This window comes from Polaromonas sp. P4_F4 (assembly GCF_056401355.1).
Genome location: NZ_JBFUJO010000017.1, coordinates 63,092 through 86,612, shown reverse-complemented (window position 1 = coordinate 86,612; position 23,521 = coordinate 63,092). Strand labels below are relative to the sequence as shown.

Annotated in this window: 23 protein-coding genes; 8 read left to right on the top strand and 15 right to left on the bottom strand. The window is 65.6% G+C overall.

Annotated elements, in window-relative coordinates:
• Nucleotides 1–22: 22 nt before the first annotated feature.
• The 4 genes from AC1DUR_RS17695 to AC1DUR_RS17680 all read right to left on the bottom strand — a co-directional run bounded on the left by AC1DUR_RS17695 (nt 23) and on the right by AC1DUR_RS17680 (nt 4,435).
• Nucleotides 23–1,714, bottom strand: a complete 1,692-nt coding sequence (locus AC1DUR_RS17695; protein ID WP_477721828.1) for an ABC transporter ATP-binding protein — start codon at nt 1,712–1,714, stop codon at nt 23–25.
• Nucleotides 1,711–2,532: an ABC transporter permease gene (locus AC1DUR_RS17690; protein ID WP_477721827.1), complete on the bottom strand. Its 822-nt coding sequence runs from the start codon at nt 2,530–2,532 to the stop codon at nt 1,711–1,713. Before AC1DUR_RS17690 ends, AC1DUR_RS17695 begins: the two co-directional genes overlap by 4 nt.
• A complete protein-coding gene (locus AC1DUR_RS17685) occupies nt 2,529–3,473 on the bottom strand; it encodes an ABC transporter permease (protein ID WP_477721826.1) in 945 nt (314 codons plus the stop codon). The genes AC1DUR_RS17690 and AC1DUR_RS17685 overlap by 4 nt, the downstream gene beginning before the upstream one ends.
• Nucleotides 3,474–3,544: 71 nt before the next feature.
• Nucleotides 3,545–4,435 carry an alpha/beta hydrolase gene (locus AC1DUR_RS17680; RefSeq protein WP_477721825.1) on the bottom strand — a complete coding sequence of 297 codons (891 nt, stop codon included), beginning with the start codon at nt 4,433–4,435 and terminating at the stop codon, nt 3,545–3,547.
• Between the two features lie 195 nt (nt 4,436–4,630).
• Between AC1DUR_RS17680 and AC1DUR_RS17675 the strand changes: the two genes are divergently transcribed.
• Nucleotides 4,631–5,533, top strand: coding sequence for a LysR family transcriptional regulator (locus tag AC1DUR_RS17675; RefSeq protein WP_477717962.1), 903 nt, complete (start codon nt 4,631–4,633; stop codon nt 5,531–5,533).
• A 90-nt stretch (nt 5,534–5,623) separates the two neighbouring features.
• On the opposite strand, the gene AC1DUR_RS17670 is transcribed toward AC1DUR_RS17675, so the two are convergent.
• A complete protein-coding gene (locus tag AC1DUR_RS17670) occupies nt 5,624–6,619 on the bottom strand; it encodes a Bug family tripartite tricarboxylate transporter substrate binding protein (protein WP_477717961.1) in 996 nt (331 codons plus the stop codon).
• Nucleotides 6,620–6,719: 100 nt separating this feature from the next.
• Between AC1DUR_RS17670 and AC1DUR_RS17665 the strand changes: the two genes are divergently transcribed.
• The 3 genes from AC1DUR_RS17665 to AC1DUR_RS17655 are packed head-to-tail and all read left to right on the top strand — an operon-like array spanning nt 6,720 to nt 9,728.
• The gene (locus tag AC1DUR_RS17665; RefSeq protein ID WP_477721824.1) at nt 6,720–7,400 is read left to right on the top strand and encodes a response regulator; all 681 of its coding nucleotides are present in this window, start codon (nt 6,720–6,722) and stop codon (nt 7,398–7,400) included.
• The gene (locus AC1DUR_RS17660) at nt 7,366–8,754 is read left to right on the top strand and encodes a sensor histidine kinase (protein WP_477721823.1); all 1,389 of its coding nucleotides are present in this window, start codon (nt 7,366–7,368) and stop codon (nt 8,752–8,754) included. Before AC1DUR_RS17665 ends, AC1DUR_RS17660 begins: the two co-directional genes overlap by 35 nt.
• A complete protein-coding gene (locus tag AC1DUR_RS17655; protein WP_477721822.1) occupies nt 8,751–9,728 on the top strand; it encodes a tripartite tricarboxylate transporter substrate binding protein in 978 nt (325 codons plus the stop codon). The genes AC1DUR_RS17660 and AC1DUR_RS17655 overlap by 4 nt, the downstream gene beginning before the upstream one ends.
• Nucleotides 9,729–9,807: 79 nt before the next feature.
• Here the strand turns inward: AC1DUR_RS17655 and AC1DUR_RS17650 are convergent, their stop codons facing one another.
• Entirely contained in the window at nt 9,808–10,425 is a 618-nt protein-coding gene (locus AC1DUR_RS17650; protein WP_477721821.1) for a methyltransferase family protein, read from the bottom strand.
• Nucleotides 10,426–10,454: 29 nt separating this feature from the next.
• On the opposite strand from AC1DUR_RS17650, the gene AC1DUR_RS17645 reads away from it, so the two are divergent.
• Nucleotides 10,455–11,441 (top strand): glycerophosphodiester phosphodiesterase, encoded by a 987-nt coding sequence (locus AC1DUR_RS17645; protein WP_477721820.1) that lies wholly within the window; start codon nt 10,455–10,457, stop codon nt 11,439–11,441.
• Nucleotides 11,442–11,505: 64 nt separating this feature from the next.
• On the opposite strand, the gene AC1DUR_RS17640 is transcribed toward AC1DUR_RS17645, so the two are convergent.
• The 4 genes from AC1DUR_RS17640 to AC1DUR_RS17625 are packed head-to-tail and all read right to left on the bottom strand — an operon-like array spanning nt 11,506 to nt 16,589.
• Entirely contained in the window at nt 11,506–13,053 is a 1,548-nt protein-coding gene (locus tag AC1DUR_RS17640) for an amidase (RefSeq protein WP_477721819.1), read from the bottom strand.
• 1 nt (nt 13,054) lies between these two features.
• Complete coding sequence (locus tag AC1DUR_RS17635) at nt 13,055–14,053, bottom strand: Bug family tripartite tricarboxylate transporter substrate binding protein (RefSeq protein WP_477721818.1); 999 nt, start codon at nt 14,051–14,053, stop codon at nt 13,055–13,057.
• A gap of 40 nt (nt 14,054–14,093) precedes the next feature.
• Nucleotides 14,094–15,425, bottom strand: a complete 1,332-nt coding sequence (locus AC1DUR_RS17630; RefSeq protein ID WP_477721817.1) for an aspartate aminotransferase family protein — start codon at nt 15,423–15,425, stop codon at nt 14,094–14,096.
• A 36-nt stretch (nt 15,426–15,461) separates the two neighbouring features.
• Entirely contained in the window at nt 15,462–16,589 is a 1,128-nt protein-coding gene (locus AC1DUR_RS17625; protein ID WP_477721816.1) for an NAD(P)/FAD-dependent oxidoreductase, read from the bottom strand.
• Between the two features lie 77 nt (nt 16,590–16,666).
• On the opposite strand from AC1DUR_RS17625, the gene AC1DUR_RS17620 reads away from it, so the two are divergent.
• A complete protein-coding gene (locus AC1DUR_RS17620) occupies nt 16,667–17,284 on the top strand; it encodes a helix-turn-helix domain-containing protein (RefSeq protein ID WP_477717951.1) in 618 nt (205 codons plus the stop codon).
• A gap of 177 nt (nt 17,285–17,461) precedes the next feature.
• Nucleotides 17,462–18,724: an Nramp family divalent metal transporter gene (locus AC1DUR_RS17615; RefSeq protein WP_477721815.1), complete on the top strand. Its 1,263-nt coding sequence runs from the start codon at nt 17,462–17,464 to the stop codon at nt 18,722–18,724.
• A gap of 156 nt (nt 18,725–18,880) precedes the next feature.
• Here AC1DUR_RS17615 and soxR read toward each other — a convergent pair whose 3' ends face one another.
• Nucleotides 18,881–19,360: a redox-sensitive transcriptional activator SoxR gene (soxR, locus tag AC1DUR_RS17610; RefSeq protein WP_477721814.1), complete on the bottom strand. Its 480-nt coding sequence runs from the start codon at nt 19,358–19,360 to the stop codon at nt 18,881–18,883.
• 103 nt (nt 19,361–19,463) lie between these two features.
• Between soxR and AC1DUR_RS17605 the strand changes: the two genes are divergently transcribed.
• Nucleotides 19,464–19,808 (top strand): antibiotic biosynthesis monooxygenase, encoded by a 345-nt coding sequence (locus AC1DUR_RS17605; protein ID WP_477721813.1) that lies wholly within the window; start codon nt 19,464–19,466, stop codon nt 19,806–19,808.
• Between the two features lie 14 nt (nt 19,809–19,822).
• On the opposite strand, the gene AC1DUR_RS17600 is transcribed toward AC1DUR_RS17605, so the two are convergent.
• The 4 genes from AC1DUR_RS17600 to AC1DUR_RS17585 all read right to left on the bottom strand — a co-directional run bounded on the left by AC1DUR_RS17600 (nt 19,823) and on the right by AC1DUR_RS17585 (nt 23,447).
• Nucleotides 19,823–20,596 (bottom strand): aldolase/citrate lyase family protein, encoded by a 774-nt coding sequence (locus AC1DUR_RS17600; protein ID WP_477721812.1) that lies wholly within the window; start codon nt 20,594–20,596, stop codon nt 19,823–19,825.
• Nucleotides 20,597–20,696: 100 nt separating this feature from the next.
• Entirely contained in the window at nt 20,697–21,479 is a 783-nt protein-coding gene (hpaH, locus tag AC1DUR_RS17595; protein WP_477721811.1) for a 2-oxo-hept-4-ene-1,7-dioate hydratase, read from the bottom strand.
• A 44-nt stretch (nt 21,480–21,523) separates the two neighbouring features.
• Nucleotides 21,524–22,399, bottom strand: coding sequence for a polysaccharide deacetylase family protein (locus AC1DUR_RS17590; protein WP_477721810.1), 876 nt, complete (start codon nt 22,397–22,399; stop codon nt 21,524–21,526).
• 25 nt (nt 22,400–22,424) lie between these two features.
• Nucleotides 22,425–23,447: a Bug family tripartite tricarboxylate transporter substrate binding protein gene (locus AC1DUR_RS17585; RefSeq protein WP_477721809.1), complete on the bottom strand. Its 1,023-nt coding sequence runs from the start codon at nt 23,445–23,447 to the stop codon at nt 22,425–22,427.
• Between the last annotated feature and the right edge of the window lie 74 nt (nt 23,448–23,521).

Here is a 23,521-nt window from a genome sequence, read left to right as displayed (position 1 = left end):
ATCGGAAATCGAACGGAAGAGGTTAAACAGAGGGGTACATGGCGGGTTGCAGGGCAGGTTGCAGGACGCCCGCTGGCGCGTCGGCTTCGTCAAAACGCCACTTGAGCTGCATGCCGCCCTGGCCGGTGGGCGTCAGCGCGGGAATCGCCGAGAGCAGCTTGCGCGTGTAGGCATGCTGCGGACGGTCGAACACCTCGTCGCGGCTGCCTTGCTCGATGATGCGGCCGGCCTGCATCACGATCACGCGGTCGGCCACCTGCTCGACCACGCCGAGGTCGTGGCTGATGAAAAGGCAGGCAAAGCCGTGCCGCTCCTGCAGTTCGGCCAGCAGCGCCAGCACCTGGGCGCGCACGGTGACGTCCAGCGCGGATACCGGCTCGTCGGCGATCACAAAGGCCGGCTCGCGTATCAGCGCCCGGGCAATCGCCACGCGCTGGCGCTGGCCGCCCGAGAGTTCATGCGCATAGCGCGCTGCGTGCCTCGGCTCCAGCCCGACTTCGTCAAGCATCTTGGCAACACGCGACTGCCGTTCGGCCGAGGAAAGGCCAGGTACCAGCCGCAGGCCCTCGCCGACCAGCTGGCCTATGCTCATGCGCGGGTTCAGTGACGAGTACGGGTCCTGGAACACCATCTGGCAATTGAGCCGGTAGTCCAGCCAGCCCGCGTCGCTGCGCGCGATCGAACGGCCGCGAAAACGGATGTCGCCCTCGGTCGGCTTGATCAGGCCGGCAATCGCGCGGCCCAGGGTGGTCTTGCCCGAACCCGAGCCGCCCACCACCGCGACGATTTCGCGCGGGTGCACCACCAGGTCTATGCCGTGCAGCACGCGCTTGGCCGTGGACTTGGCGAACAGCCGGCGCTTGCCTGGGTAGTCGAATACGAGATTGCGCACTTCGATGACGGGCTGGTCGTCGGCAATTGTGCGCGCCGCCTGCCGGCGCGGGATGGCCTCCAGCAGCTTGCGGGTGTAGGCCTGCGACGGGCCGGCCAGCAAGGCCGCCGTGTCGCCGGCCTCGACGACTTCGCCGTGCTGCATGACGATCATGCGCTGCGTGTAGCGCGCGACCATGGGCAGGTCGTGGCTGATCAGCAACACGGCCGTGTTGTGTTCGCGCGTGAGCCCGACCATGAGTTCGAGCACGTCGCGCTGCACCAGCGCGTCCAGCGCCGTGGTCGGCTCGTCGGCGATCAGCAGCGCGGGCTCGAGCAGCATGACTGAGGCCAGCATCATGCGCTGACGCATGCCGCCCGAGAATTCATGCGGCCAGGCGGCCAGCGCGGCCTGCGGGTCGGTGATGCCGACGCGCGCCAGCATCGCCAGCGCCATCTCGCGGCGCGCGGCCGGTGTGAGCTGGGGCCGGTGCAGGGCCAGGCCTTCGTCAAGCTGCCGGCCTATGGTCATGGAGGGGTTGAGCGAGGTCATGGGCTCCTGGAACACCATGCCGATGCGCGCGCCGCGCAGCGCGCGCAAACGCGCGTCGCCGGCCGCCGCCATGTCTTCGCCCTCGAACAGGATGTGGCCCGCGCTGCGCACCAGCGGCGGCGGCGTGAGGCCCATGATGGCCCGTGCGGCCTGGGTCTTGCCGCTGCCGGATTCGCCGACGATGCCGACGATTTCGCCGGGCGCGACCGTGAACGAGACATTGCGCACGATTTCCCGGCCGCCCTTGCCTATGGACAGGCTCAGGCCGGAGACATCCACCAAGTGGCTCATTCGATTCCCCTCATGCGCGGATCCAGCAGGTCGCGCACCGCGTCGCCCAGGAAGTTGATGCCCAGCAAGGTCAGCGCGATGCACAGGCCCGGGAAGATAGAAAGGTAAGTGGCCTGCGCCATGAAGGGCCGGGCCGCGGCCAGCATATTGCCCCAGGTCGGCGCCGGCGGAGGTACGCCCAGGCCCAGGAAGGACAGCGAGCTTTCCGCGAGGATGACCCAACCGAACATCGAGGTTGCGAGCACCGTCAGCGGCGCCACGCAGTTGGGCAGCACGTGGCGGTACATGGTGTAGAGCTCGGAATTGCCGAGCACGCGCGAGGATTCGATGAATTCCTTTTCGCGCAGCGACATCACCGTGCCGCGCACGATGCGGGTGACCGAGGGCGTGTAGGCCAGGCCGAGCGCCAGGATGATGCCGTACTTGTTGGCGCCGAAGACCGCCAGCAGCGCCAGCGCCAGCAGCAGGCCGGGGAAGGCCAGCAGGGCGTTGATGAAGGCCATGACGATGCGGTCGGTCCAGCCGCGCACAAAGCCGGTCAGCACGCCGATGGCGGTGCCTATGGTGATGGAAAACAGCACCGTGAGGAAGCTGACCCACACGCTGTTGGAAGCGCCGGCCATGAGGCGCGAGAGCTCGTCGCGGCCGAACTCGTCGGTGCCCAGCCAATAAGTGGCGCTGGGCGGCTTCAGGCGCGCCGAGAAATTGATCTTGAGCGGCTCGTGCGGCGTCCAGAAGAAGGCCAGGACGGCCGCCGCGAGGATCAGCCCCACGATGGCGAGGCCGATCAGGGCCTGCGGGCTTAAAAACTTTTTCATTCCGCGAGCACCCTCGGGTCGAAGATCGGATAGCAGAGGTCGATGACCAGGTTGGTGACCACGTAGATCACGGCGACCAGCAGCAGGCAGCCCTGGATCACCGGGTAGTCGCGCGCGAAGATCGCGTCGACCAGCAGGCGGCCCAGGCCGGGGATGGTGAAGACGGTCTCGACCACGGCCACGCCGCCCAGCAGGTTGCCCAGCACCAGGCCGATCAGCGTCCAGGTTGGGCCGAAGGAGTTGCGAAAGGCGTGGTGCAGCAGCACGGCGCGCTCCGACAGGCCCTTGGCGCGCGCATGGGTGATGTAGTCCAGCCGAAGCACCTCCAGCGTGCTGGCCCTGGCCATGCGGATCAGCACGCCGATCTCATGCAGGAACAGCGTGAGGATGGGCATCAACAAGTAAAGCAGGCCGGACTTCCAGTCGCTCATGATGGAGACATAGCCGACCACGGGTAGCCATTCGAGCTTGAGGCCGAAGAACAGCAGCAGCAAGAGGCCCAGCCAGAAAGTGGGGATCGAGACCAGCAGGGTCGCGGTGCCGACCAGCATCAGGTCGGGCAGGCGGTTTTGCTTCCAGGCGGCGATCATGCCGGCGGGCACGGCGACGAGGGTGGCGAAGAACACGGCAATGATCACAATCTGCGCGCTGACGAGAAAGCGGCTCAGCACCAGGTGCAGCACGGGTTCGCCGGTGTTGATGGAAACGCCGAGGTCGCCGCCCAGCACGTGGCGGCCCCAGATGGTGAATTGCACTGGCCAGCTCTTGTCGAGGCCGAGCTGGGCGCGCAGGTCGGCCAGCCGGACCGGGTCGGCGAGGTCACCGAGCAGCAGCTGCGCCGGATCGCCGGGAATCAATCGGATCAGTACGAACACGGCCACCGCGACGATCAGCAGCGTCGGTATGGCCATGGCAAGGCGGGACAGCGCAAAACGCAGCATGATGGCTCTTCCGTTGTCAGTGGAGTGGCTGAAGTGGTGAAATGGTGAAATGGTGAAGTGACTGAGGCCGCTCAGCGGCTGGCTGCCCGCAGGCGGCGCAGCGTGGCCGCAAAGAAGTCCTGCACCTTGTCCACGCAGGCCAGGCCGTTGTGCGGCACGTTGTCCACCAGATCCAGGTGCACCTGCACACCCGCTGCCTCGAAGGACTTGCGCAGGGTTTCCAGCCGCTCCGGCCGGGTGCGCCCGGCATCGTTGGCGCCGGGCATAAAGAACTTGCCGCCTGCCTGGTGGGTGATTTCCCAGGTTTCCAAATCGGCCTTGCCCGCCACCATGTGTACCGGCAAGGCTTTCAGCGCGTCCAGGTTCAGCGGCTGGCCGAATTGGCGGGCAAAGTCGCGCACGCCGACCCACCAGTCCTGGTTGAAATCGAGCAGGGTGACCGAGCCCGGCGCGCCGATCGACAGCGCCCACAGGCGCTCTGGATGCAGCAGGCCAAAGCGGTTGACGAACTGGCCGCCGCCCGAATAGCCGAACAGCGCAAACCTGGAAAAATCAGCGCGGAACTTGGTGGCGACTTCGTCCACCATATCCAGCAAGATCCGGTCGTAGCGGATATCGGCTTCCTGCAGGTGTTTGAAGCCGTCGCGGTTGCCGTCGCCCTGGGGTCCGGCCGGAAACAGCGGGCACAGCACGATGCAGTCGTTCCATTTGGCAAATTCGGCAAACGCATCGCGGTATTCGGTGAATGCGCGGCCCGTGCCATGCACGACCACGACCAAGGCTTTGGGATGCTGCTCATTGCTCGACGTGGGCGGCGCGTAGGTGCAGTAGGAAAAGCGCGGGTCGCTGCGCGACGCAAAGATGGTGCTGTGGCCCAGGTCGTAAATCGCCTCGGCGCGTTGTGCGCCAAAGGCATCGGCGGGACTGTCGGCGCGGGCTGTCGGGGAGAGCAAGTCAGGCATAAATAGTCAGGTTAAAAAGGGCCATAAGGGCCATAAACCTGCACTGGACGGCGCTGCGCGTGAGCACAATTGCATGTCAAACAACAGGTTGGTGAGCCATTGTTCTCCATCCAATCTAAAAAATATATCCATATTTTGTTTTGCAATGCTAAAGTTATTCTTTAGTATTTTGGGCCCAACAATGGGTTTGTTCCCTTGAGCACCATTCGATTTCTCAGAACCTTTCTGGCTGTGGCACAAGAGGGCTCTTTCGCCGCGGCCTCCGAGCGGGTCGCTTTGACGCAAGCTGCCGTCGGACTGCAAATGCGGGCGCTGGAAGCCGAGCTGAACACCGGGCTGTTTGAACGGTCGGGGCGCGGCGTGCTGCTGACGGTGGCCGGGCGCGCCTTGATCGCCCATGCGGAAAAAATCATTGCCTGTTATGAGCAGATGCGCGAAGGCCTGGAGGAAGAAAACGAGATCGCCGGCACGGTGACTGTGGGTTCGACGGTTTCGGCCATGGGCCTGCTGTCCAACACGGTAGTCGCCATGAAGCCGCGGTTTCCCCGCCTGAATGTGCGCCTGGTGGTGCAGGAGTCCAGCGGTCTGGCCCAGAGTGTTATCAGCGGGGCGCTGGATGCCGCTGTCATGATCGAAGGCCCCCCGATGGAACGCCAGGGCTTGCTGTGGACACCGCTGTACGTGGAGCCCTTGACCCTGGTGGCCAGTTCGCTGGTGGCCGGGCCCGACAGCGACATCAAGAAGCTGCTGCGTGAAAACCCGTTTTTACGTTTTGATCGCCGCACCCCCAGCGGTATCCGTATCGAGCAGACCTTGCGCAAACTGGGTCTGATGCCGCAGGACTTTCTGGAGCTGAGTTCGGTGTCCAGCATCATCGATCTGGTGCGCCAGAATGTCGGCGTCACCGTCGTGCCGCATTGGAGAAATGCCGACTGGGTGAACGACCCTACATTGCGCGTCCTGCCGCTACCAGGCCGTCCGGCGACACGGCAGATCGGCATGCTTGAGCAGGGGAAGCGTGAACACATTACGTCCGTGATCCGTCAACATCTGGTGAGTCTTCTTGCGAAGAAAGCGCCTCTCCAGTTAAAAAATTGAGTTTTAACCCGTGGGATGCGCCTGCGCCCCGAATGTGTGCCTGGAAGCGCCGGCCGGGAGCTGATCTGCTCCGCGGCCAGCGCCGCGGACCTAAGTCCCTTCAGGCTTGATCGCGGCGCGGGCGATCACGGGCTTCCACCGCGCTTGTTCGGACTTGATGAAAGCGTCGAACTCGGCGCCCGTGTTGCCCACGGCCAGCGCGGTTTCCTGGGCCAGCTTTTCCTTGACCACGCTTCCACGGGCGGCTTTGATGGCCTCGGCTTCGAGCTTGGCAATGTGGGCCTTGGGCCACTTGCTCGGGGCCAGCAGTCCGTACCATTGCGTCATCTCGAATCCCTTGAAGCCCTGTTCGGCCACGGTGGGAACGTCGGGCAGCTGCGGCAGGCGCTGCGCGGTACCGGTGGCGATGCAGCGCAGTTTCCCGGCCTTGATGAATTGCAGCAGGGCTGGAGCGCCGACCGACGCAGCCTGCAGCCGGCCGGACATCAGGTCGGTCAGCATGGGGCCGGTGCCGCGGTAGGGGACATGCACCACGAAGGTGTCGCTGACCAGCTTCAGGTACTCGAAGGCCAGGTGGCCCGCGCTTCCGTTGCCGGCAGAGCCATAGTTCAGCTTGCCTGGCTGGCCCTTGGCGTAAGCGATGAAGTCCTTGAGGTTTTTCACCGGCAGGTCGGGGTGCACCACGTACAGGCTCGGCACTTTGGACACCAGGGTGACGGGCACAAAGTCCCGGTTGGCGTCATAAGGCAGCTTCGGAAAGATGTAGGGGTTGATGGCCAGGGTGCCGATGTGGCCCAGGATCAGGGTGTGGTCATCGGTGCTGTTGGCAACTTCCTGCATCGCGATGTTGCCTGCCGCGCCCGGCTTGTTGTCCACAAACACGTTCTGGCCGATGGTTTTGGCCATCTCGCCGGCCACGGCCCGCGCGACGATTTCAGAGCTCCCGCCGGGTGCGAACGGCACCACCAGGCGCAGCGGCTTGGCGGGCCATGCGGCCTGGGCGCGTGCCTGGGGCAGCCACAGGCTGGAGGCTGCTGCGGTGCCGGCCATCAGCAGGCTGCGGCGGTTGAGGGTCAAGTCGGTCATGGAAGTCTCCTGGAGTTTTGAGAATGCCCGCTATCGTGCCCGGGCGAACCTAACAATTGCCTTTCAGTCTGGCAGCCCGGTCGACCCGATAATCCCTGACATGCGAATCCTGTTGGCTGAAGACGAGCACGCCCTGGGCGAGTGGTTGACCAAGGCACTTGAACAAAGCGGTAACCGCGTGGACTGGCGCGACGACGGCCGTCTGGTGGAGCGTGCGCTGGAGGATCACGACTACGACGCGGTGGTGCTTGATCTCGGTCTGCCCGGCCGCAGCGGCGATGAGATCCTGCGCCGGCTGCGCGCCCAGGACAAACGCCTGCCGGTCCTGATACTGACCGCCCGTGACTCGCTCGCCGACCGGGTCAACGCGCTCAACGAGGGCGCGGATGATTTTCTGGTCAAACCGTTTGCGCTGGCCGAACTGGAAGCCCGGCTGACCGCGCTGGTGCGCCGCGCCCGCGGCAGCGAGCATCCGCGCTTTGCCTGCGGCCCGCTGCTGTTCGACACCGTGTCGCGCCAGTTCACCCTCGGCTCGGAGAACCTGCCGCTTTCGCCGCGCGAGCATGCGCTGCTCAAGGCCCTGATCCAGCGCAGTGGAGAGCCGCTGTCGCGCCAGCAGGTGATGGACCGCGTGTTCAGCGACGAGGAAGACGTGCAGCCCAGCGTGATCGACGTACTGGTGCACCGGCTGCGCAAGCGGCTTGACCACAGCGGCGTTCGCATTCAGACCTACCGGGGCTTGGGCTATGTACTGGAACTGGATTCGCCGGGCCAGCATTAGGGTCAGGCTGCTGGCCCTGCTGTTGCCCACGATGGCGCTGGTGACGGCGGCCAGCCTGTGGCTGACCCGCGCCGATGCCGTGGCTTCAGCCAATGCGGCCTACGACCGCTCGCTGCTCGGGGCCATCAAGGCCCTGGACCTGAATGTCTCGACGGCCTCGGGCGGCTTGTCCGTTGAGCTCCCTTACCGCCTGTTCGAATTTTTCCAGCTCACGGCCACGGGAAACGTCTATTTCAGGGTGGCCACGGCCGACAGCCTGGTGGAAATCGGCAATCCCGATCTGCCGCCGCCGCCATCGGTCTTGCGGACAGGCCAGCCGATGTTTTATGACGCCACCTATTTTGGCGAGTCGGTGCGTGTGGGCGCTTTCATGCGGCCCCTGGAACAGCCCCTGAACGCAAGCGGCGATCCGCAACTGGTGATCCAGGTCGCAGAGAGCACTTCATCGCGCGAGCAATTCACCGCCAGTTTTGTGCGGCGTGCCGCCTGGCGGGATGTGCTGCTGCTGGTCGTGATGGGCCTGGCGGTGGTGATGGGGCTGATGGTGGCCCTGCGTCCGATGACGCGCCTGGCAGCGCAAACGCAGGCCCGGGAGCTTGACGACCTGCGTCCCTTGCAGACGGCTGATTTGCCCAACGACATCCGGCCCCTGGTCGATGCCGTCAACCAGCAAATGGCGCGCACCGAGCAGTTGGTGGCCGAGCGCCGGGGCTTTGTCGACGATGCTTCGCACCAGCTTCGCACCCCGCTGACCATTCTGCGTGCCCAGCTCGACTATGTGCTGCGCGAGCCGGACCCGGCGCGGCGGCAACTGGCGCTGCAGGCGCTGTCCGAAGAACTGGGCAATGCCATTCGTGCCACCAACCAGTTGCTGACCCTGGCTCGCAGTGACGCGGCCACGCCGCAAAGGGAAAAGTTTGACCTGGGTAGATTGGCGCGGGAAGTGGCGCTGGAGTTGCTGCCCCTGGCGCGGGCACGCGGCGTCGATTTTGGCGTGGAAGTGCAGGCCGAAGCGCTTGAGGCCGAGGGCGACCGCAGCCTGCTGCAGCAGGCCCTGCTCAATATTACCCACAACGCGATCCAGCATGGCCGCGAACAGGGCACGGTCACGTTGCAGGCGGCGGCCGACGCGCTGGGCTTCAGCCTGCAGGTCATCGACGACGGGGGCGGTATTGACCCCGAGGTGCTGGATCGGATCGGCCAGCGTTTTGTCAAAAGCCGGGGCAGCCGGGGCTCCGGCCTGGGGCTGGCCATTGCCCGCTCGGTGGCCGAGCGCCACGGAGGCCGCCTGCGCATTGAGCCGACGCCAGCGGCCAACGGCACCTGTGTTGCAATATGGTGGCCCCGATCATGAAACGTTTCCCCATCCTGCTGAGCCTTCTCCTGCTGGGTTTTGCCGGCGCGGGGGCTCATGCGGGCGCGCTGGAGGGCGCGCGCTGCATTGCACCTGCCAAGCCGGGCGGCGGTTTTGACCTGACCTGCCAGCTGGCGCGTGCCGCCCTGCAGGAAGCGGGCCTGACCCGCACGCCGCTGTCCATCGTTTACCAGCCAGGCGGCATTGGTGCCCTGGCTTTCAAAAGCGTGGTGACGCAAAGGCCGGCCGATGGCCAGGCCATCGTCGCGTTTTCCTCGGGCTCGCTGCTGAATCTGGCGCAGGGCCGCTTTGGCCCCTACACGGTGCGCGACGTGCGCTGGATCGCCAGCCTGGGGCTGGACTACGGCGTGATTGCCGTGCGCCGTGATGCGCCGTTCCAAACGCTAGGGCAATTGATGAGTGCGCTGCGTGAGTCACCGAACCGCATCGTCTTTGGTGGCGGCGGATCCATTGGCAGCCAGGACTGGATGAAGGCGGCGCTGCTGGCCCGGGCTGCCGGCGTGAGCCACAAGGTGATGCGTTTCGTGGCCTTTGAAGGCGGCGGGGAAGCGCTGACCGCGCTGCGCGGCGACCATGTCCAGGTCCTTGCCGGGGATGCCGCCGAGGTGGCCCGGCAGATCGATCAGGGCGCGCCGGTCCGGGTGCTGGCCGTGCTGGCGGCGGAGCGTCTGCCGGGGCGCTGGGCCCAGGTTCCCACCGCCAAAGAGCAGGGCTTTGACATTCGCTGGCCCATCGTGCGCGGGGTTTATGTGGGGCCGGCGGTCAGTGAGCGGGAGCAGCGCGAATGGGTCGAGGCACTGGCTCGCGCGATGGCGCATCCGTCCTTTCCCCGTGAACTGGAACGCGCCGGGTTTCAACCCGGCGGGCTGACTGGCGCGGCTCTTGACGCGCTCATCGACAAGCAGATCGCGGAATACCGCCAGCTCGCCCGGGAGTTTGGCGTGTCCCGCTGAGGCCAGGCGTCAGAAGGCTGCCCGGGCCGTGCGTGAATCCGCATGCGGTCATGGCATCCCAGGCGCTTGCCTGCGGCCTTTAAAACAGCCAGGGTAAAAAACGTTTGCTTCGAAGGGCGTAGGCAGCATACCCAGGGTGCTGCTTGCGCATGCCGTGTTCCTCCAGGCTTGATTTCATGAACAGGACAATGGCCAGCATGGACCATGCACCCCACCCCAGGAAGGTGCTGGACGTCCACGCCAGCGCTGCCGCGCCCAGAAGGAGCGACGTGTACATGGGATGGCGAATCCACCGATACGGACCGGTTGTAACCAAAACGCCCCGAACCTTGGGCGCAGGGTGGATGTTGAAGTTTCCCGGCCTGTTGTGCATAAGCGCCCAGGTGATGAGTGCGATGGATATCCCCATCATCATCAACGCTCCCGCGGGAATATCGCCAAGCAAGATATTTCGTGCCGCTGCCGCTGCCAGCACAAGAAGCAGGCCAAATTGCAGAGTCACCAACAACGCGCCCATCTGATTTCGATTCAATGCTGATAACAACAGCATGTTCGCACTTTTCGAGCGAATGACGCAACAAGGCATGCCGGGCAGCGCCGAAACATCAGTCACCCTCCGGGAGCGATCTTCGCCAATGAGATCGCCGATGGTACCGAGGACTTCTGGTAATCCTCTATCAATCGACAGTGTTCGCAAGCCTAAACTCACAGTTGAAGGAGACTTCAATGGCAGCACTGCGACCGGCTCTCGCCGCCTTTGTGTTCCTGCTGATAAGTGCAGGCGCTTACGCCTTCGACCTGCAAGGCCATCGTGGCGCCCGGGCGATTGCGCCAGAGAACACGCTTGAGGGATTCGCGCAAGCACTCAGCTATGGGGTAACCACCCTGGAGTTGGACATAGCGATTACCAAAGACGGTGTCCTGGTCATCTCTCACGACTCGGCGCTTAATCCCGACATCACCAGAGGACCCGACGGGAAGTTTCTGCAAACTCGCGGTCCTGTTATCAGCAGTTTGACGTTTGACGAGCTCAGCCGATATGACGTAGGCCGTATCAAACCAGGCACACAGTACGCGCGGCTTTACCCGGATCAGCGTGGGATGGACGGCGTGCGAATACCCCGTTTGTCCGATCTTTTCGCCTTGGTGAAGAAATCCGGAAATGACAGGGTTCGCTTCGCCATCGAAACCAAAGTGTCACCTCTGGCACCCCAGGACACGATGGAGGTCGAGGCCTTCACCCGTGCCGTCCTCGGTTCAATTCGCGAGGCCGGGGTCGCGCCACGCAGCTCGGTTTTGTCCTTCCAATGGCGCTCCCTCCAGGTTGTGCAACGTGAAGCGCCCGACATCCCCACGGTGTACCTGACAGCCCAGCAGCGCTTTATGGACAACATCGAAGCCGACAAGGCGGGTGCTTCGCCGTGGACTGCCGGTCTGCGGTACAAGGACCACGGCTCCGTCCCACGCATGATCAAGGCGGCCGGTGGCCACACCTGGTCGGCGTACCACGGCGACCTGACCGCGGCAAAAGTGAAAGAGGCGCACGATCTGGGCCTGAAGGTACTGGCCTGGACAGTCAACGACCCCGGCCTCATGGCAAGAATGATGGACATGGGGGTTGATGGCATCGTGAGCGACCGCCCCGATCTGGTACGCGAGGAAATGAGGCGCCGGGGCCTTGAGTTGCCTCTGCCGACCCCCGTTTTGCCTTGAGGCCGTTTTGCCGCGGATACGGCGCGGATACGGACCTGTTTACCGGTGAGCAGGAACTGTCCGGCTAAACAGCTGTCATGCCGTCGCCGGAGTCTCTCAAACTGCCTGTCTCCGGCGGGTGCGTGACGATGGACCTGAGTTCGGGCCGCGCCGTGCGCATCGCATCGATCGCCGGCTTCGGACGGCGCAGCGCGGGTGTGGCTTCGAACGCCTGCTCCAGCGCCTGGGCCGCCGCCATCAGCTGCGCGTCGCCGCGCAGGCGCCCGATGACCTGCAGGCCAAACGGCATGCCGTGTTCGTCAGTGCCGCAGGGCAGCGACAGGGCCGGGTTGGTGGCCAGCGTGACCACATAAGTCAGACCCAGCCAGTGGTAGTAGTTGCGCATGGCCTGGCCATCGATGTTGCCGGCGTACAGCTCCGTCCACGGGAAGGGCGTGACCGGCGTGGTCGGTGCGAGGATCAGGTCGTATTGCTCGAAGGCCTTGGCAAAGCGGCGCGCAATGCGGGTCTGCTCGAGGTGCGCCCAGGCCCGGTCGGCCAGGGTGATGGCCGCCGCGATGTCCATGTTGGCGCGCACGTTCGGGCCCAGCGTTTCGGGCTCTTTTTGCCAGGTCTCGGCAAAGGCGGCGACAAAGCTTTCGGCGCGCAGGATGTCAAAGGCGCGGTCGGCATCACCCAGCTGCAGGTCCACGGGCTCGCAGCTGGCCACCAGCGGCCGGATTGCTTCGACGCGCTGGCGGAACACCCGGCGTATTTCGGGGTCGACGATGCACAGGCCGAAGTCTTCCGTTGTGCCCACGCGCAGTGTTGAAAGATCAAGCTGCTGGAGCGGCCAAAATGCCGAGGCATCGACCGGGTACGACAGCGGATCCCGCGCGTCGGGCCCCACACTGGCGGCAAACATCAGCGCGGTGTCGGCTACGGTGCGCCCCATGGGCCCCAGCACCGAAATGACCGACCAGCCCAGGGGCCGTGCATCGTTGGCCACCAGCCCGGGCGAGGGGCGCAGGCCCACCACGCCGCACAGCGCCGCCGGAATGCGCAGCGAGCCACCGGTGTCCGAACCAGTGCACAGCGGCAGCAGGTCGGCGGCCAGCGCCGCGGCCGAGCCGCCCGAGGAACCGCCGGCGTTGAGTGCGGGGTTGAACGGGTTGCCCGTGGCGCCCCAGACCGGGTTGCGCGTGTTGGCGCCCGCGCCCATGTCGGGCACGTTGGTCTTGGCGGTGACGATGGCGCCGGCGGCGCGCAGCCGGGCCACCAGCGCGTTGTCGGCGCTGGGCACATTGCCGCGCAGCCGCACATTGCCATAGGTCGTGAGCAGGCCCGCCGTGTCCTGCAGGTCTTTCACGCCCAGGGGCAGGCCGTGCAGCAGGCCCAGCGGCTCGCCGCGCATCACCTGCGCCTCGGCCTGGCGCGCAGCTTCTCGCGCCCGTGTGAAGTCGGTCGCACAGATTGCGTTGACGGCCGGGTTGAGGGCTTCGATGCGCGCGATGCAGGCGTCGAGCAACTCCACCGGCGAGAGCTGGCGGCTGCCGATCAGGCGGCGCAGTTCAACCGCGGATTTTTCGACGAGCGTGGAGGATGCTGTTTCGACAAGCGTGGGGGCTGTCATATCAGTCCACCTTGATTTGCGAGCGTTCGGCGATTGTTTTCATGCGGGCAATGTCGGCGGTGATCATGCCGGGCCAGTCGGCAATGGCACGGTAGCCGGGCTCGAAGCCGGCGGCCTTCATCTTGTCCTGGGTGTCGGTGCTGGCCATCATGGTGACCAGGGCCTTCTCAAGCCGGGCCTTGACGTCGGCCGGCAGGCCGTGCGGCGCTACCAGCGCCAGCCAGGCAGTCATGTCGAAACCGGGGTAGCCCGACTCGGCCACGGTGGGCACGTCGGGCAGCAGAGCCGAGCGTTTCGCCGTTGTGACCGCCAGCACCTTGATCTTGCCGGTCTTGAGCTGCGGCGCCGCGGCCACCACGGTGTCGAATGACAGCGGAATCTGCCCGCCGATCAGGTCGGTCATCAGCGGCGCGCTGCCCTTGTAAGGCACATGGGTCATTTTGAGGCCGGTGGCGTTGTTGAACATGGCCCCCGCAAAGTTGGAGCTGGTGCCGTTGCCGAAACTGCCATAGAGGAACTTGTCCGGGTTGGCTTTGGCGGCGGCCACCAACTGCGGCACGGTGCTCGCCGTGACGGACGGATGGGCCAGCACCGCCAGTGCCACCGAGCCGACCATGCCGATGGGCTCGAAGCCCTTGACTGGGTCATACGAGAGTTTGGCCTGCAAGGCCGGGTTGAGCGTGAAGGTGGAGTTGGAGCTGACGAGCAGCGTGTAGCCGTCGGGTTTGGCATTGGCCACGGCGGCGGCGCCAATGGCGGTGCCGGCACCGGGCTTGTTTTCCACGACCACCGGCTGGCCCAGCTGCTCTTCGAGCTTGCGGGCCAGGAGGCGGGCCAGTACGTCAGCCGCGCCGCCGGCAGGGTAGGGCGCGACCAGCGTGAGGGGCCGCTCGGGGTAGCCCGCCGCGCAGGCGAGCCCGGCAAGGAGGAAGCTGCTGGCGATCAGTGCGCGGCGCAGTGGGTTGAAATAAGTGCCTGAAGTATTTGACGTGCTTGACATGATGACCTCTCGTGAAAAGAAAACGGTTCAAGAAAACGAGTCAACCCGCAACGGGCAACAGCGCATGGCGAGCCGTGACCACGGCGTCCAGTGCGGCCACGAATTCATCGGCTTCGGCATCGCCGAAGGGCAGCGACAGCGCCACCAGACCGCGCCGCGCCAGAAAAACGCCGCGCTCCAGCAGATCGAAAAAAAGCAGCGCCTTGACGCGGTCGTCGGCGCCGGCCAGGTCGGCCGCGCTGCGCAGCGGTTTGGCAGTGGCGTGCAGTTGCATCAACGAACCCAGACCGGTGAACTGCAGGCCCACCGCGTGGCGTTTGAACACACCATTGAGCCGCTCGCGCAGGCGCTCGCCGCGCTGGTTCAGCGCATCGAGCGCGGCCGGTGTCAGCACCTGCGTGAGCCCAGCCAGGCCGGCGGCCATGGTCAGCGTGTTGTTGTTGAAGGTGCCAGCATGGGCCAGTGCGTCGGCGCGGCGCGGGTCAAAGCGCGACATCACGTCTGCCCGGCCACCGAACGCGCCAAAGGACAGCCCGCCGCCGAAATATTTGCCCAGCGTGGTCAGGTCTGGCTTCAAACCCAGCAAGGCCTGCCGCCCACCGCCGGACAGGCGCGAGGTCATGACTTCGTCGAGGATCAGCAGGGCGCCGCAGTCGTCGGCCAGCGCGCGCAGGCCGTGCAAAAAGGCGGGTTCTGCGGGAATGCAGCCACCCGCGCCCAGCATGGGCTCGACCAGGATGGCCGCCAGTTGCGGGCCATGCGTCTGGACCAGCGCATGCACGGCGTCCAGGTCGTTGTAGGGCGCGACCACAAAGTCGTGCGGCACGTTCACGGGCGAACCACCACCGCCAAACGACAGCACGCCGCCATGGTAGGCGCCGTTGAACACCAGCACCTTGCGCCGGCCGGTGTGCGCGGTGGCAGCCGCCAGCGCCATCAGGTTGGCTTCGGTGCCCGAGTTGGTGAAGCGCAGCAGCGCCATGCCGGGAAAGCGGCGCTGGATTTCATGCGCCAGCGCGGCCTCGCGCGCGGTGTGCGACGACAGGCTCAGGCCGTCCTGCAGCGCGGCCACGATGGCTTGCCGGATCACCGGATTTGAGTGGCCGTAGATGCCCGCGGTGAATTCACCCAGCGCGTTCAGGTAGCGGTGGCCGTCGGCGTCCCACAGGTGGCAGCCTTCGCCCCTCGCCATGTAGAGCGGGAACGGCGTGTAAAACAGCACGCTGCGGGTATTGCCCGCGGGCAGCACGTCGGCCGCCTCAAGCAGCAGCCGTTCGCTGCCGGGGTTGCGGGCGCGGTAGCGGGCGGTGGTTTCGGCCAGGGCCGAATCAAGCGCGGTTCCGGTTGAGGAAGACGTGGAGGGCTTGTTCATGGTCGTGATGTCCCGGTATCAATCAAGGTGGCGTTGTCAACGCAGGCGGGCCGGTGACAGTGCGGCCGCTTCGACGCCGTGCCGGGCCAGCTCTGCCGGCAGCGGGGTATTGCGCAGCAAGGCGTCGGCCAGCGCACTGGCGCCGGCCGCGCTCTGGATACCGTAGCCGCCCTGGGCCGCCAGCCAGAAAAAGCCGGGGCAGGCGCCATCCCAGCCTATCACCATCTCGCCATCGGGCACAAACGAGCGCAGCCCGGCCCAGGTGCTGCCGGGGCGGCGAATGGTCAGGGTCGAGACGCTTTCGATCTGGTAAATGCCCGTGGCAATGTCCAGCTCTTCGGGCACCACGTCGTGCGCAACCGTCGGGTCGGCATTGGCGGGCGAGCCCAGCAACTGGCCGGCGTCGGGCTTGAAGTAATAGCTTTCGTCCATGCCCACCACGGCCGGCCAGCCGGACACGTCTACGCCCTCGGGCGCCTTGAAGGTGAAGGCGCTGCGCCGGTGCGGCACCAGCCCGATGGGGGCGGCGCCAAACAGGCCCGCCAACTCGTCGGCCCAGGCGCCGGCGGCGTTGACCACCGTGCGTGCCCGCAGCGTCTGGCCGTCGGAAAACTGCAGCGCCCAGCCCTGTCCGTCATGGCTGGCCTGGGTCAGCGTGGCGCTGGTGCGCAGCTCACCGCCCTGTTGCCGAAAACCCCGCAAAAAGCCCTGGTGCAGCGCATGCACGTCGATGTCCTGGGCACCCGGGTCGTACAGGGCGCCGTGCACCATTTCGGGCCGCAAGCAGGGCACGCGCTCCAGGGTGGTACGCGCATCCAGCACTTCCAGGCCGGGGCAGGTCGCGGCCAGTTCGGCGCGGGTTTTCGCCATCAGCGCTTCCTGCCCGGGCGTGGCGAGGTACAGCGCGCCCCGTGGCTGCATGAGCGGCGCGGTGGCAAAGCCTTCGGGCGGGTGCTCGTAGAAGGCCCGGCTGGCGCGGGTCAGCGCCCGCACGGCCGGCGGGCCATAGCTTTCCATGAACATGGCGGCCGAGCGGCCGGTGGAGTGGTAGCCGGGCTGGGCCTCGCGTTCGAGGAGCAGCACGCTGCGCTGCCCGGCCAGGCGCCAGGCCACGGATGCACCGGCGATGCCGGCACCAAAGATAACAATGTCAAATTCTCTCATTTGAGAATTCTCACATGCGAGAATCGTGCCTGTCCAGTGCCATTTACCTATTTTCAGTCTGAACAAGGGAAAACACCATGCCCGCACGCTCTGTAAGCTCTGCCCGCACCCCTGCCGCCGCCCCGGAGGCCGACCGGGTGCAGCTTGGCCTTAGGCTGCGCGAACACCGCAAGGCACGGCGGCTGACGCTCAAGGACCTGTCGGGCCACTCAGGCGTGGCGCTGTCCACGCTGTCCAAAATGGAACTGGGCCAGATTTCGGTCAGCTATGAAAAGCTTGCGGCCGTGGCGCGGGCGCTGTCGCTGGACGTGGGGCAACTGCTGGATGCGCGGGCCACGCCGCCGGCCGGCACGGCGGCGCCCGTGGTGGTGTGGTCCGAAGCCGGCGGGGCGCCGGCCTACAGTTCGGGCAATTACGACTACCGCATGCTCGCAACCAGCTTCCCCGGCAAACGCATGACGCCGTTGCACGGCCGCATCGTGGCGCGCGAGCGGGATCAGTTCCCTGATTTCATTCGCCATCCGGGGCAGGAGTTCGTGACGGTGCTGTCCGGCCGGGTGCGCATCGAGTTCGAGACCGGCGAAATCGTCGAAGTCGGCCGTCATGAATCGGCCTATTTCGACAGCGGCGTTGGCCACATCTATCTCTCGCTGGGCCGCACCGATGCGCAGGTGCTGGTGGTGATGAGCGAGTAGCAGCCGGCCGCGATCCGTGGCGAGCCGATGTGAAGGATTTGGGCTGCTATTGATTTTCCAGCGTCTGACGTCGGTTTCTCAAGGTCTACAGTCGTATCCACCTTGGTCCATCGGCCTGCAAGCCGCCCGTCAGCCGGCTTAAGCCTGGCCTAATCGCGCCTTGCTAGTCTCGCGCCCATGTTGAACCGCATCCCCTCCTTCCTGCGCCATGTCGGCCCAGGCGTGGTCACCGGCGCCGCCGATGATGACCCTTCCGGCATCGCCACCTACACGCAGGCGGGGGCGCAGTTCGGCACCGGGCTGCTCTGGACGGTGTTTTTGTCGCTGCCCTTCATGATCGCCATCCAGCTGGTCAGCGCGCGCATAGGGCGTGTCACCGGCAAGGGCGTGGCGGCCAACCTGCGCGAGCACACGCCGCGCGCCTTCCTGATGAGCATGGTGTTTTTGCTGGTGATCGCCAACACCATCAACATCGCTGCCGACATCGCCGCCATGGGCGAGGCGCTGCAGTTGGCGGTGGGCGGCGGCGAGCATTTCCATGCGGTGGCCTTCGGCGTCATCACGGTGCTGCTGCAGGTCTTCGTGCCTTACCGCAAGCTGGCGCCCATCCTCAAGTGGCTGACGCTGTTCCTGTTTGCCTACGTGATCGCCGTGCTCCTGGTGCAGGTGCAGTGGGCCCAGGTGCTGCATGACCTGGTCGTTCCGAAGCTGCAATGGACCTCGGGCTACTGGATGATGATCGTCGCGCTGCTGGGCACCACGATTTCGCCCTACCTGTTTTTCTGGCAGGCTTCGCAGGAGGTGGAAGAGCTGCGCCTCAAGGGCACGGGGCACGGGCCGGAAAAAGAAGTGCGCCGCGACCTGCGCCGCGTCAAGCGCGACACCTACATCGGCATGTTCTTCTCCAACGCCATCGCATTTTTCATCATGGTGCTGGCCGGGGCGGTGCTGTATGCAGCGGGCATCCACGACGTGACCTCGGCCGCGCAGGCGGCGCAGGCCCTGCGCCCGCTGGCCGGTGACTTTGCTTTTGCGCTGTTTGCCGGCGGCATCATCGCCACCGGCCTGCTGGCCGTGCCGGTGCTGGCCTCGTCGGCCGCCTACGCGGTAGCCGAAGCCTTCGGCTGGCCCGAGGGCCTGGAGCGCCGCTGGTACGAGGCCAAGCGCTTTTACGCCATCATCGTCATCGCCACCATCGTGGGCACCGGCATGGACTTCACCAGCATAGACCCGATGAAGGCGCTCTACTGGAGCGCGATCATCAACGGCGTGGTGGCCGCGCCCATCATGGCCGGCCTGATGTTGCTGGCCGGCCGGAAATCGGTGATGGGCAAATTCACCTCGGGTTTCAAGACCACCTGGTTCGGCTGGGGCGGCGTGGTGGTGATGGGCTTTGCGGTGCTGATGATGCTGCTGGATTTGTTCCGGCCGCTTTTTTAGGACGGGTGATCCTTTATCCCCTCTCCCTCTGGGAGAGGGTCAGGGTGAGGGCCCAGCGGCGGGAAAAATGCCGCGGCGCATGCAAAGGCTGCGGCCCTCACCCCCGCCCTCTCCCAGAGGGAGAGGGGGAAAGCAAATTTCGGGTGAAGTCAGATCCTAGGAGCCATCCCGGCGCATGACCCACAAACGCTGCGGCCCCGCGCCCTGTTCGCCAAGCTTGTCCAAAGGGTTGCGCAGCCGGCACTTGTCGATGGACAGGCAGCCGCAGCCTATGCAGTCGTCCAGCGTGTCACGCAGTCTCTTGAGCTGCGCCATGCGTTCGTCGAGGTCGGCGCGCCAGGCGGCCGACAGGCGCGCCCAGTCCGCGCGGCTGGGCGCGGCCTTGGCGGGCAAGGTGGCCAGGGCCGTCTCGATGTCGGCCAGCGCGATGCCGACCCGCTGCGCCACACGCACAAAGGCCACGCGCCGCAGCATCTCGCGCGCATAGCGGCGCTGGTTGCCTTCGGTGCGGCTGCTACTGATCAACCCTTTCGTTTCATAGAAGTGCAGCGTGGACACCGCCACGCCGCTGCGGCGCGCCATGTCGCCAACCGAGAGCGTGGGGAAGATGCCGGTCTGTTCCGGTGTCGAGTTCATGAGAAGCCCTTTGCAAATTGCGCTTGACCTCAACTTTACTTGAGGTTTTACGCTCCTGTTTTCGCAAGCCAGTTCGGCCTGCAAACTTCAAAGGAGTTGTCCCATGCCAGTTGAATCATCCCCCCGCGCTTCCACGTCCACCTCCGTGTTCCGCGTCGATAAATTCGTGGTGCCCTCGCAGTCGCTGTCCGCCTTTGTCGAGCGAATCCATCATGTGCAGCGCATGCTGGGCGGCTTGCCGGGCTGCCTGCGCAAGCATGTGTTGACCCAGACGGGCGACAGCAGCGAGTTCGACGTGGTGACCGTGGTGGAATGGGCCAGCGCCGACGCTGTCGCCGCCGCCCAGGCCGTGATGCAAAGGCAGCTCGCCCGCGAGGGCTTTGACCTGCAGGCCTTCCGGAAGAAGCTGGGTGTGCGGGGCGACTCGGGGATGTACCGCGAGGCCTGATTTCAGGCCTTGACTCAGGCCCTGGTGTTGCCGAAACGCTGCCGCAGCTGCGAGGTGGAGCGGGCCAGCAACCCCACGTCCACGCCCACCGCGGTAAAAGTGGTCCCCAGCGAGATGCAGCGCTGGGCAAAGGCCTCGTCGCCCGTCAGGATGCCGGCGGGCTTGCCGCAGGCCATGATGCGGCGTATGGCCTCTTCGATCTTCGCGACGACGGCGGCGTTGCCCGGCTCGCCGAGGTAGCCCATGCTGGCGGCCAGGTCGCCCGGGCCGATAAAGATGCCGTCCACGCCGTCGACGGCCGCAATTGCTTCGATGTTGTCGAGCGCTTCCAGGGTTTCAATCTGCACCAGCAGGCACAGCTCGTCGCGGCAGGTTTTGGCGTAGTTCGGAACACGGCCGAAGCGCGAGGCCCGCGTCAGCGCGGAGACGCCGCGCATGCCACCGCTGGGGTAGGTGATGCTCTGCACGGCCCGCCTGGCTTCCTCGGCGTTCTGCACATAGGGGATCAACAGGGTTTGCGCGCCTATGTCGAGGTAGCGCTTGATCAGCACCGGGTCGTTCCAGGCGGGCCGCACCACGGCGGAAACCGGGTAGGGCGCGACGGCCTGGAGCTGGGCCAGCACGTTGGTGACGTCACTGGGGGAATGCTCGGTGTCCAGCAGCAGCCATTCAAAGCCGGAACCGGCCAGCAGCTCGACGCCGTAGGGGCTGGAGAGCGTGCACCACAGGCCTATCTGCTGATGGCCGCTTCGCAGCGCGTTCTTGAATTCGTTGACCGGCAATTCCATGGTTCCGCCTTGTTGCTTGGTGAGTGCGTGCGTTATTGCTCGCGTTATGGCCGGGCGGTGAAATGAATCCGCACGCCCCGAGGCCAGTTTAGAGCGGCGCTTAGCTGAAAGACACGCCGATGGAGCCCAATGGGCCGAAGTCGGCATGGATGGTGTCGCCCGCGGCGACCGGCGTGGGCCGTGTGAACGAGCCCGCCAGCAGGATGTGGCCTGCCTGCATCGTGATGCCGTGAAGGGCCAGCTTGTTGGCCAGCCAGACGATGCCCATGGCGGGGTGCCCCATGACGGCGGCGGAAACACCGGACTCTTCAATGACGCCGTTTTTGGATAGCGTCGCGCTGACCCAACGCAGGTCGACGTCCATGGGCTTGACGACACGCCCGCCCGTCACCATGGCTGCCGCTGCCGCGTTGTCGGCGATGGTGTCGCAAATCGCGCGCGGCACGTCGGTGCGGTAGTCGATGATTTCCAGCGCGGGCGTCACATAGGCCGTGGCGTCCAGCACGTCATAAATGGAAATGTTCTTGCCGCTCAGCGGCCGGCCCAGCACGAAGGCCAGCTCCACTTCCAGGCGCGGCGAATGAAAGCCGCTGGCCGGTATGCGGGCGCCGTCGGTGTACAGCATGTCGTCCATGAGCATGCCGTAGTCCGGCTCCGTCATTTTTGACGCCCTCTGCATCGCGCGTGAGGTCAGGCCGATCTTGTGGCCGACGATGCGCGCGCCCTGCGCCATCCTGCCGTCTGCCCAGAGTTTCTGGATGGCATAGGCATCTTCGATGTCCATCGCGGGCCAGGTCTGGCTGACCTGGCGTATTGGTTGGCGGGTGCGGCCGGCTTCCAGCAGTGCATCCGCGGCCTGTCGGCATTCAATCTCGGTGATCATGTCTCGGCTTTCCTGTCGGGGGTGTTACGGTGGGTGGTGTCGGCTCAGGCCGCAAAGCGCTGGATGAAGGGCGTTTCGGCTATGCCGTGCTCGTTGACCCAGTGGGCCAGCTCGTCATGCCGCGGCATCCAGACCTCGTCATGGGCCAGCATGTAGGTCAGCAGCTTGTCCAGCTGTGCCGACATCAGGGGCCGGCCGCCGAAGTTGCCGTGCATGGTGATGTTGATCAACGCGCCCGACTCCTGGCGGTAGAGGTAGTCGAACATGTCCTTGTAGCAGTGGTACCAGTCGTCCGGCGCGCCGCGCAGCACGCGGTTGTCGGCATAGTCGCTGTGCGGAATCGCCACGATGCGGCCGGACTGCGTCGCCACCTGGTGCGGCTGGTCGATGTCGTTGTAGTCGCCGTGCCAGAGCAGGCCCTCCTGGCTCAGCAGGTCGGCCGTGCGGTCGGTGGTCGCGATGGTGGAGCTCAGCCAGCCGGTGGGGCGCACGCCCGACACTTCCTGCAGGATGCGCAGGCTTTTCTGGATCAGTGCGCGCTCGTCGGCCTCGTTCAGGCCGGACAGCACCTCGTCCTGCGCGTAGTTGTGGCCGCTCAGTTCAAAGCCCGACTTCACGATGTGCCTGACCGTCTCGGGAAACAGCTCGGCCGAGCGCGCGTTCACGCAGACCGTTCCCGACACGCCGTGGCGTTCGGCAATTCGCATGAGCCTGGCGATGCCGGAGCGCCCGCCATAGTTGGCCCAGAGAATACCGGCCCGGTCAATCTCGCCGGCTTTGGGCGGGCTGGTCATGGGCGAATAGGGCGGCGCCTTGCCGACGGACCAGTTCTCCATCAGGAAGGTCAGCACGACGGTCACGCGGGGAAAGGCGGCGCTGGCCCTGCGGCCTGCGGGGGTGGTGGCTGGTTGGGTTGTCATTTTGTCGTTGGTTTTCTGGTTCAATTCATTCGGGCGTGATGCCGGCTTTCTGGACGATGGACTTGTAGACCTGAGTGCTGTCGGCCAGCAGCCTGGCGAACTCTTCGGGCGAGGCTTCGACGGCGTCATAGCTGTTTTGCTGCAGTTGCGCCTTGACGTCCGGATTGCGGAGGATCTTGAGGATGTCGGCATTGAGCCGCTGCACGATGGGTGCGGGAAGGCCGGCTGGCCCCATGACGCCCACCCAGGTGTCGGGCACCGAAAAGCCCGTGAGGCCGCCTTCGGCCAGCGTCGGGATGTTGGGGGCCGATTTGGAGCGGTGGCTTTCCACCACGCCCAGCGCGCGGAGTTTTCCCGCCTGGATGTAAGGCAGGGTGTTGGACAGCACCAGCAGGCCGGCGTCTATCTGCGCGCCGACGACGTCGGTCAGAGCCGGCGCGCCGCCCCGGTAGCCGACATGCGTCAGCGCGAGTTTTTGCGAACTCGCCAGCAGCAGGCCGGCCAGGTGCTGCGAGGTCCCGGAACCGGAGGTCGCATACGACAAGCCCTTGGCCGAACCCTTGGCCGCCGCGACGAAATCGGCCACCGACTTGATCGGCGAGGACGCGGGCACCACCAGCGACTGCGGCGCGGTGGCCACGTGCGAAATGGCGGTGAAGTCCTTGACGGGGTCGTATTTGATCCCCTTGGTAAAGAACTGCACGGTCTGGTGCGGCGGGCCCAGGTTGATCAGCAGGGTGTAGCCGTCCGGCGCTGCCGCCGCGACATAGGCGGAACCGATGGCACCGCTCGCGCCGGCGCGGTTTTCAATGATGATGGGCTGGCCCAGGGATTCGGACAGCTTGGGCGCCAGGATGCGCGCCACCGTGTCGGCCGCGCCGCCCGCGGCAAAAGGCGCTATCAGCTTGATGGGCTTGGACGGGTAAGCCGCCTGGGCGGTTGCGGGCGGAGCCCAGGCGGCCGACAAGGCCAGCGCCAGGGCGGCGAGCTTCAGGCTGTGCGAGAGCAGGCGGCGCCGGCCGGAACCGGGGGGAAGGTGAGGGGTCATTTTGTCTCCAGAAGCAGTCGTCATGGAGTGGATGCTATGCCCCGCCTTTATTGCTGTCCAATGCATAATAAAGT